A 3,932-nucleotide genomic window follows, 5' to 3' on the forward strand; every position below is an offset into this window, starting at 1 on the left:
GTGTGCCGGGGCGGCGCTTTTCGTACGGCACGGCGAATCGGGGCCGGCCGGAGCCGGGCCCCGCGGCGGCGTCCCGGCGCCGGGTGCCGCGTCCCTGGCGGCTGCTGCCCACGCCCACCGGAACGCCGTTCACCTTCGGGTACGCGGCCCTGCTCTGCGCCACCTCACTGATCCGCGCGCACGCCGACCCGGCCGTGGCGCACGCCCTGCTCCAGGGCTCCAGCACGGACGTGGCGCACCTGGTGCGCACGCCGGAACTGGTGCTGGTCGGCAGCGCGCTGTGGGTCGCGGGCGGGCTGGTCGCGCCGTTCGCGATCGGGTTCGTGCTGGTGCTGACCGCGCTGGAACGGCGGATCGGCGGGCTGCGCACGGCCGGGGTCTTCCTGCTCGGGCACGTCCTCGCCACCCTGGCGACCGAGGTGCCGGTGGGCCTCGCGGTGCTGGCCGGGCACCTGCCCGACTCCTCCCTCCACCGCCTCGACTACGGCGTCAGCTTCGGCGTCGCCGCCGCCACCGGGGCCCTGGCCGGTCTGGTCCCGCCCTGGCTGCGCGTGCCCCTGCTGGCCGCCGCCGGCGCAATGCTCCTGCGGGACCTGCTCGCCTTCACCGACCCTCTGACGAACTGGGGTCATCCGATCGCTCTGGCCATCGGCGTCGCGACCTGGCCGCTGGTGCGGCGGTGGCGCCTGGCCCGCCCCGTACCGGGCCGGTGCTGAGGGCGGGGCTGCGCGGGCAGGTGGCCTCAGACGGGCCGCTCGGCCCGCGCCGACCCCGGGGAATCGTGTCGCGCGCTGGTCAGCCAGGCCCTCATCTCCCAGCCCAGTGCCTCGTACAGGCCTCGCCCCGCCGGTGTGCCGGCCAGGACGCCGGTCCGTGCTCCCTGCCGGGCGGCGGCGCTCTGCAGGGTCCGCATGACGAAGCTGCCCAGTCCCTTGCGGCGATGTTCCGGGGCGGTCTCGATCCGGTCGGCGACGGCGGTGTCGCCGTTGGGGGTGATCTGCCCGCGTGCCGCCAGGGAACCGTCCGGGGCGGCCAGCATCACGCGCGTGACCCCGCCCCGCGACCATGTGCGCAGCCGGTGGCCGGCGGGGACCTCCGGAGGTTCCTCCGCTGCCAGCGGGATCGTCATGAGGCAGCCGGGCTCGGGGTCGATCCACCAGTCGTCGCCCAGCCAGCCGGCGACCACCGCCGGATCCCGGAAGGCCTTCAGCCACACGCCGTCGCCGGTCACCGCGCCGGCCACCTTGCGGACGGTCGTCTCGTCGAGGCCCTCACCCGTGGTGCCGAACACGTGCCGGGTGGCGTGCCCGTACAGCCCCACGTCGATCGTCCAGCCCCACGGCTCGGCCACGGGCGGCGCCGCCCCGCGTGACACGACCCACCCGTCCACCCATGCCCGCACGGTCTCGTCCACGCCGCTCCTGTAATCCACGAACTCGGCCTTCGCCTATTACTGAGGTGACCTTATGCGGCCCCTTCCCCGGCACGTCAGCGGTGATCGCTGACAGCGAACACGAGTCGGGGAACAACCGGCCGTCCCCAAGCATTGAGTCGGCATAGCTCAACTTGACTGCCGAAGGGGAGATCATGGCTTCGACGTCCACACCGCTCACCCTGCCCGTGCTGCCGCTCGACGGCGAAGTCGTGCTGCCCGGGATGGTGGTCCCGCTGGACCTGAGCGACTCCGAGGTCCGTGCCGCGGTGGAGGCCGCACAGGCCGCCGCTCGGACAACGCCCGGAAAGCCCCGGGTACTCCTGGTGCCACGCATCGACGGGACGTACGCGAACACCGGTGTCCTCGGCACCGTCGAGCAGGTCGGCCGGCTGGCCGACGGCGACCCGGGCGCGCTGATCCGCGGCCGGGGACGGGTGAGGATCGGTGCGGGGACCACGGGCCCCGGCGCGGCCCTGTGGGTCGAGGGCACCAGTGTCGACGAGACCGTGCCGGAACCGCTGCCCGGGCAGGTCGCCGAGCTGGTCAAGGAGTACAAGGCCCTCGCCACCGCCTGGCTGCGCAAGCGCGGCGCCTGGCAGGTGGTCGACCGGGTCCAGGCCATCGACGACGTCTCGGCGCTCGCCGACAACTCCGGCTACTCGCCGTTCCTGACCACCGACCAGAAGGTCGAACTGCTGGAGACCACCGACCCGGTGGCCCGGCTCAAGCTCGCCACGCAGCAGCTGCGCGACCACCTCGCCGAGCAGGACGTGGCCGAGACCATCGCCAAGGACGTCCAGGAGGGCGTCGACAAGCAGCAGCGCGAGTTCCTGCTGCGCCGCCAGCTCGAAGCGGTCCGCAAGGAGCTGCGCGAGCTCAACGGCGAGCAGGAGGGCGAGGAGTCCGACGACTACCGCGCCCGGGTGGAGGCCGCCGACCTGCCCGAGAAGGTCCGCGAGGCCGCCCTGAAGGAGGTCGACAAGCTGGAGCGCGCCTCCGACCAGTCGCCCGAGGGCTCGTGGATCCGCACCTGGCTCGACACGGTCCTGGAGATGCCGTGGAACGAGCGCACCGAGGACGCCTACGACATCCAGGGCGCCAAGGCGGTCCTGGACGCCGAGCACGCCGGTCTCGAGGACGTCAAGGAGCGGATCACCGAGTACCTGGCGGTGCGCAAGCGGCGCAACGACCGGGGACTGGGCGTGGTCGGCGGCCGGCGCGGCGGTGCCGTGCTCGCGCTGGTCGGCCCGCCCGGCGTCGGCAAGACCTCCCTCGGCGAGTCCGTCGCCCACGCGATGGGCCGGAAGTTCGTCCGCGTCGCCCTCGGCGGCGTCCGCGACGAGGCCGAGATCCGCGGCCACCGGCGTACGTACGTCGGCGCCCTGCCCGGCCGGATCGTCCGGGCCGTCAAGGAGGCCGGTTCGATGAACCCGGTCGTGCTCCTCGACGAGATCGACAAGGTCGGCTCGGACTTCCGGGGCGACCCGGCCGCCGCCCTGCTCGAAGTGCTCGACCCGGCGCAGAACCACACCTTCCGCGACCACTACCTGGAGGTCGAGCTGGACCTCTCGGACGTGGTCTTCCTCGCCACCGCCAACGTCCTGGAGGCGATCCCGGAGGCCCTGGCCGACCGTATGGAGATCGTCCGCCTGGACGGCTACACCGAGGACGAGAAGATCGTCATCGCCCGGGACCACCTGCTCCCGCGCCAGCTGGAGCGGGCCGGGCTCGACAAGGACGAGGTGACGATCGACGAGAGCGCCCTGCGCAAGCTCGCCGGCGAGTACACGCGCGAGGCGGGCGTGCGCACCCTGGAGCGGTCCATCGCGCGGCTGCTGCGCAAGGTCGCGGCCCAGCACGAACTGGGCGAGCGGGAGCTGCCCTTCACCGTCACCGAGAACCACCTGCGGGACCTGATCGGCCGGCCGCACCACGTGCCCGAGTCCGCCCAGGACCCGGCCGAGCGCCGGACGTCCGTGCCGGGCGTGGCCACCGGGCTCGCGGTGACCGGAGCGGGCGGCGACGTGCTCTACGTCGAGGCGTCCCTGGCCGACCCGGAGACCGGCGCGGCCGGACTGACCCTGACCGGTCAGCTGGGCGACGTGATGAAGGAGTCCGCGCAGATCGCGCTGAGCTTCCTGCGCTCCCACGGCGCCGAGCTGGAACTACCGGTGGGCGACCTGAAGGACCGGGGCGTGCACATCCACTTCCCGGCGGGCGCGGTCCCCAAGGACGGCCCGAGCGCCGGCATCACGATGACCACGGCCCTGGCGTCCCTGCTGTCCGGACGGCTGGTCCGCACGGACGTGGCGATGACCGGCGAGGTCTCGCTGACCGGGCGGGTGCTGCCGATCGGCGGGGTGAAGCAGAAGCTGCTCGCGGCGCACCGGGCGGGCGTCACCACGGTGATCATCCCCAAGCGCAACGAGCCCGACCTGGACGACGTCCCGGCGGAGGTGCTGGACAAGCTCGACGTCCACGCCGTCACCGACGTCCG

3 protein-coding genes are annotated in these 3,932 nt (G+C 73.4%); 2 read left to right on the forward strand and 1 reads right to left on the reverse strand.

Features of this window, described 5'->3' with window-relative positions:
• Positions 1–2 precede the first annotated feature (2 nt).
• Positions 3–716 carry a rhomboid-like protein gene (locus RIN80_RS26420; RefSeq protein ID WP_309098157.1) on the forward strand — a complete coding sequence of 238 codons (714 nt, stop codon included), beginning with the start codon at positions 3–5 and terminating at the stop codon, positions 714–716.
• A 26-nt stretch (positions 717–742) separates the two neighbouring features.
• Here RIN80_RS26420 and RIN80_RS26425 read toward each other — a convergent pair whose 3' ends face one another.
• Entirely contained in the window at positions 743–1,414 is a 672-nt protein-coding gene (locus RIN80_RS26425) for a GNAT family N-acetyltransferase (RefSeq protein ID WP_309098158.1), read from the reverse strand.
• Between the two features lie 173 nt (positions 1,415–1,587).
• Between RIN80_RS26425 and lon the strand changes: the two genes are divergently transcribed.
• On the forward strand, positions 1,588–3,932 hold a 2,345-nt coding region (lon, locus tag RIN80_RS26430), incomplete at its 3' end, for an endopeptidase La (RefSeq protein ID WP_309098159.1).

Source organism: Streptomyces sp. (assembly GCF_031181705.1).
GTDB lineage: Bacteria > Actinomycetota > Actinomycetes > Streptomycetales > Streptomycetaceae > Streptomyces.